Origin of the sequence: Halogeometricum sp. CBA1124, from assembly GCF_009741955.1 — an archaeon.
Taxonomy (GTDB): Archaea; Halobacteriota; Halobacteria; order Halobacteriales; family Haloferacaceae; genus Halogeometricum; species Halogeometricum rufum.
Genome location: NZ_WPCD01000252.1, coordinates 1 through 4561 on the forward strand (window position 1 = coordinate 1; position 4561 = coordinate 4561).

The following is a 4561-nucleotide window of genomic DNA, read 5'->3' on the forward strand; positions in this document are numbered from 1 at the left end:
GGACGCTCCTCGTCGCCGTCGCTCGCCGCCTCGCGTCGGGGATTCGGCGGGCGGCGCGCGAGGCGGGTGCGCCGGTCGAACCGGTCGCGTCGGTCCGACGGACCGTCGTCGAGCGGTGTCTGTACGGCGTGGACCGCAGTCCGACCGCGGCCGCCGTCGCCCGACTGGTCTGTCTGGTCGAGACGCTCGGGCCCGAGGCGGACGTCGACCGACTTTCCGCGTTGGGCGACCACCTCCGGTGCGGCGACGCGTTGCTCGGCCCCGGCCCGGACGCGGACGACGCCGACCCCGCCGCCGACACCGCGGCGGACCGACCGGGAGCGATTCGCTGGCGGACGGCGTTCGCCGAGGTGTTCGACGCCGAGAACAGCGGACGCGGTGGTGTCGGATTCGACGCCGTCGTCGGCAACCCGCCGTGGAAGGGGACGGCCGGCCGCGCGGACATCAGCGCGCGTATCGACGGCGACACGACGGCTCACCTCAAGCGGACCTTCGAAGCCGCCGCCGGCCCCCAACCGAACCTCTACGCCGCGTTCCTCGAACGGGCGTGTCGCCTCGCCCCCGGCGGCCGCGTGGCGCTCGTCGTCCCCGACGCCCTCCTCGTTCGACTCTCGGCCGCCCCCGCCCGCCGGTTCCTCCTCGACGCCGGGGGCGTGACGCACCTCCTCCGGGTGGGAACCGTCTTCGCCGACGCGAACGAGGGCGCCGCCGTCGTCGTCTGCGCCCCGGAGACGGACACGGGGGCGGACGCGACGGGGAAGAGCGCCATCCGAACGTGGTTCGGCGACGCGGAGGAGTTCGCGGTCGCCGCGCGGGCCGACTCGTTCGAGTACGGGCGTCTCAGCCGGGAGACGGTGGCGTCAGAGGCGTACGCCCGCTTCCAACTCCTGCGCGACGGCGTCGCCGAGGGCATCTTCCGGAAACTCGAACGCCGCGACCCGCTCGAGGCGGTGGGGTCCGTCGCCCGCGGCGAGGAGTTCGGCAAGCGCGACGACAGCGTCCGAGAGTCGCCGGCGGACGGGACGCGGCCACTCGTCCCCGGGTCGGCGGTTCGGCCGTACGCGCTCCGACGGGGGGAGATTCGACACGTCGACGCCGAGGCCGTCTCGAAGGCCGTGTACGACCCGCCGAAACTGCTCTGTCGACAGACCGGACGCTTCCTCGTCGGAACGCTCGACGTCGAGGGACTCGCCAACCTGAAGTCGGTGTACGACGTCCACGTCGACCCCGTACACCGCTCGGCGGGTCCCGCGGACGACGAGCGACTGCTGAAGCACCTCCTCGGCCTGCTGAACTCGCGGGTGTACAACTACTACCACTACGTCCGGCGGAACGCCTACCCCGCGCAGTTCCCGCAGCAGAACCAGCGCAACTACGAGACGCTCCCCGTCTGGTCGGGGTCGGTCGACGACGAACTCGTCTCGTTGGTCGACCGACGACTCGCCGTCGGTCGCGAACGGGCGTCGCTCGCCGACGACGTCGCCTCGGTCGTCGAGTTCGAGGACGCGTCGGTCCCGCTCGACCGGTTCGACCCGGAGGTGGTGGACGACGGTCTCTCGCGCTCGCACCGCGCCGAGACGCCGGGGCTCCGAATCGCCGACCTCTCGGTCCGGGAGGCGGGCGACGAACTGACGCTCCGGGCGACGTACGAGACGGACGCGGGACGCGAGACGCGGGACGTGCTCCGGTTCGCCGCACCGTCGCCGCGGGACGCCGTCGTCCTCTCGACGTGGCTCCCCGCCGTCGGGGCGGCGACGGCGACGGACCGGCGGGCCTGCGGTCTCCGGCCGGTCGGTCGGAGTTCGCAGACGCGCCCGCGACCCGTCTCCGCGCCCTCCGCGTCCCGGACCCCGAGACGCACGCCGCGGCGGTGGCGAGGTGCGCCCGGGACCGCCGCCGCGCGGCGACACTCGACCGCCGCGCCGCGACGTTGGCGCCCGCATCGACGCCCGCGTCGCCGACGCCTGCGGGCTGACGGCCGACGAACGGAGGCGCGTCCGCGAGACGCTCGCCTCGGTGTCGGAGTGGACGGCGCTCCGGCGACCTTCGGAGTAGCGCGTCGGCCGAGTGCGGTCGCCGTTCGCCGCCTCGCCGCGTCCGCGACGACGACGCTCCCGGCGGCGAGAAGATTGATTGCGGCGAGTCGAGTACGAGCCAGTCGCGCGGTTCCGTCCCCGCGAGCTTCAGCACCGATGAGCCTCACGCAGCCCCTCCTCGACGCCCTCGTCCGGTACGGTTATCTCGGCATCTTCGTCTTCACGTTCCTCGAGACGTCGTTGCTGTTTCCCCTGTTACCCAGCGAACTCGTCGTCCCGGCGATAGCGGGCGTCGCCGTCGGGTCGGCGACGGCGCTCCTCGTCGTCGGCATCACGGTGGCCACGGGCGCGCACGTCTTCGACGGCTTCGCACAACTCTCCTCGATGTCGGACCTCTCTGGCGTCGCCATCGACCCGCAGGCCGTGGACCTCGAACGCGACCGGTACCGCATCTACGTGACGACGCAGGCGACGATGCTCGCCTCGGGGTGGTTCGCCGGCGTCGCCAGCAGGGGGCGGTACGAGGCCCTGCTTCACTCCGGCGCGCTGGTCGCCGTCTGCCACGCCGTCTTCGCGGGGGCGGGACTGATATGACGGCCGAAGGCTCTCGCTCCGACCGCGCTCAGTCCGCCGTCGTCGGCGTCGCCATCCTCCTCGGCCTCACCGTCGTCGGCGTCGGCGTCCTCACCGCCGCCGCGGGGACGGCGATTCAGGAGGGAGCGTCGACGGCCGCGACTGCCCGCGTCGCCGACGGACTGGACGACGCTCTCGACGCCGGCACCGCCGCGGAGGGAGACGCGACGGTCCGACTCGCCGGCGGGACGATTCGCGTCGCCGACCGGCGCGTCCGCGTGCTGAACGACTCCGGCGTCGTCTGGACCGCCGCGGCGGGCGGGCTGGTGTACGAGTCCGGCGACAGGCGGGTGTCGGCCGTCGCGGGCGCGTCGCCGTCGGCGAGGGAACCGAAGGCCGACTGGACGCGCCGCCGAGTATCGCGCCCGCGAACGGGACGCTGTACGTCGGCGTCCCCGTCTTGAACGCCTCCGGGACGGACGCCGTCTCGGCGCGCGGAACGACGGTGCCCGTTCGACTCGAAACCGCGCCGACGCACGAGCGACGACTCCTCCCGACGGACCGCTACCGCGTCGCCGTGGAGACGGCGGCGCCCCGCGCGTGGGAACGGGCGTTCCGCGACCGGAACGCGACGACGACCCGGCGCGACTTCGACGGCGACGGGACGCCGAGCGTCGTCGCGGCGTTCCCCGGCCGTCGCACCGTCCACCTCGTCGTCCACGACGTGCGACTGCGGATGGAGGTGGGGGCGTGAGCGACCGGGGACGACGGGACGGACCGCGCGGCCGGGAGAGCAAGTCGCGCGCCGACCGCGCCCTCTCACCGGTCGTCGGGAAAGCGCTCGAACTCGGCATCGTCGTGCTGTTCATCGCCCTCCTCACGACGACGTTCTACGGCGACGTGGTGCCCGACTACCGGACCGCCGCCGCGGCCGAGGTGGGCGAACGCGCCCTCGTCGGTGCCGCCGAGTCCGTCGAGTCGTCGGTGCCGTCGCGGACGACGCGCATCGACCGCCGCGTCGCCGTCTCGCTCCCGGCGGACGATTCGGGGCGACCCGTACCGCGTCCGCGCCGTCCCGGCGGCGAACGGGAGCGCGGCCGAGTTGGTCCTCGACCACCCGGACGACGGCGTCGGCGGCCGAGTGACGCTCTCGTTCCCGGCGCGCGGCGCGAACGTGTCCGGGACGTGGCGGAGCGTGAGCGAGTCGTGGGTCGTCGTCCGCGGCGACGGGGGGCACGTGGCCGTGACGCTGTCGAACGGGACCCCGGCCCCGAACGGCGGAGCGACCGCTGGCCGCGTCGAGGCGTCGGCCGCCCGGCGTCCGAGCGCTCACGGGGGGCAGCCGTGACCGCCGCCCGCGGACAGGCGAACCTCGTCGGTCTGGCCGCCGCCCTCGTCCTCCTCACCGCGGTGACGACGGGCAGCGTCGTCCTCGCCGGCGTCGCCCTCGCAGACGCGGACACCGACCCCGGCGTCCGACACGCCGCCGAGACCCTCGCGGACCGCCTCGTCGCCGCCGACGCCGCCCACACCCAGCGGGCAAACGCCGTCGAATGGGACGCGGTCCGGTCGCTGAACGCCACCGCGGTGGACCGCATCGCACCGTCGGTCCGCGGCCGCGAGGTGCGCGTCCGACTGGGCGACCGGACCCTCGTCGAACGCGGCGACCCCGACGGAGTCACCGTCCGTCGACTCGTCAGGGTCGAGCGGACGGACCGACGGACGACGACGGTGAACCTCTCGGGGCGTCGGACGGTGACGCTGCCGAACCGAACGCGGACGGTCGAACTCGACGTCACGACCGACGGGACCACGACGCTGACCGCCGTCCGCGCGCACGACCGAATCGTGCTCCGGGACCCGCACGGCCTCTCGGGCACCTACGAGTTCCGTGTGACGCGCGTCGGGCCGCCGCACCTCTCGTTCGCGACGGACGACGGCGTCGACGGCGT

4 protein-coding genes are annotated in these 4561 nt (G+C 74.2%); all 4 read left to right on the top strand.

Annotated elements, in window-relative coordinates:
* Positions 1–2630 (top strand): Eco57I restriction-modification methylase domain-containing protein (locus GJ632_RS24340; RefSeq protein WP_394351838.1); only part of this gene is annotated, 2630 nt, incomplete at its 5' end.
* Complete coding sequence (locus GJ632_RS24345) at positions 2627–3073, top strand: archaellin/type IV pilin N-terminal domain-containing protein (RefSeq protein ID WP_231751698.1); 447 nt, start codon at positions 2627–2629, stop codon at positions 3071–3073. The genes GJ632_RS24340 and GJ632_RS24345, both read left to right, overlap by 4 nt.
* The gene (locus tag GJ632_RS24350; RefSeq protein ID WP_231751699.1) at positions 3070–3363 is read left to right on the top strand and encodes a hypothetical protein; all 294 of its coding nucleotides are present in this window, start codon (positions 3070–3072) and stop codon (positions 3361–3363) included. Before GJ632_RS24345 ends, GJ632_RS24350 begins: the two co-directional genes overlap by 4 nt.
* Positions 3360–4561, top strand: a 1202-nt coding sequence (locus GJ632_RS24355) for a hypothetical protein (protein WP_231751700.1), incomplete at its 3' end; no start/stop codon positions are given. The genes GJ632_RS24350 and GJ632_RS24355, both read left to right, overlap by 4 nt.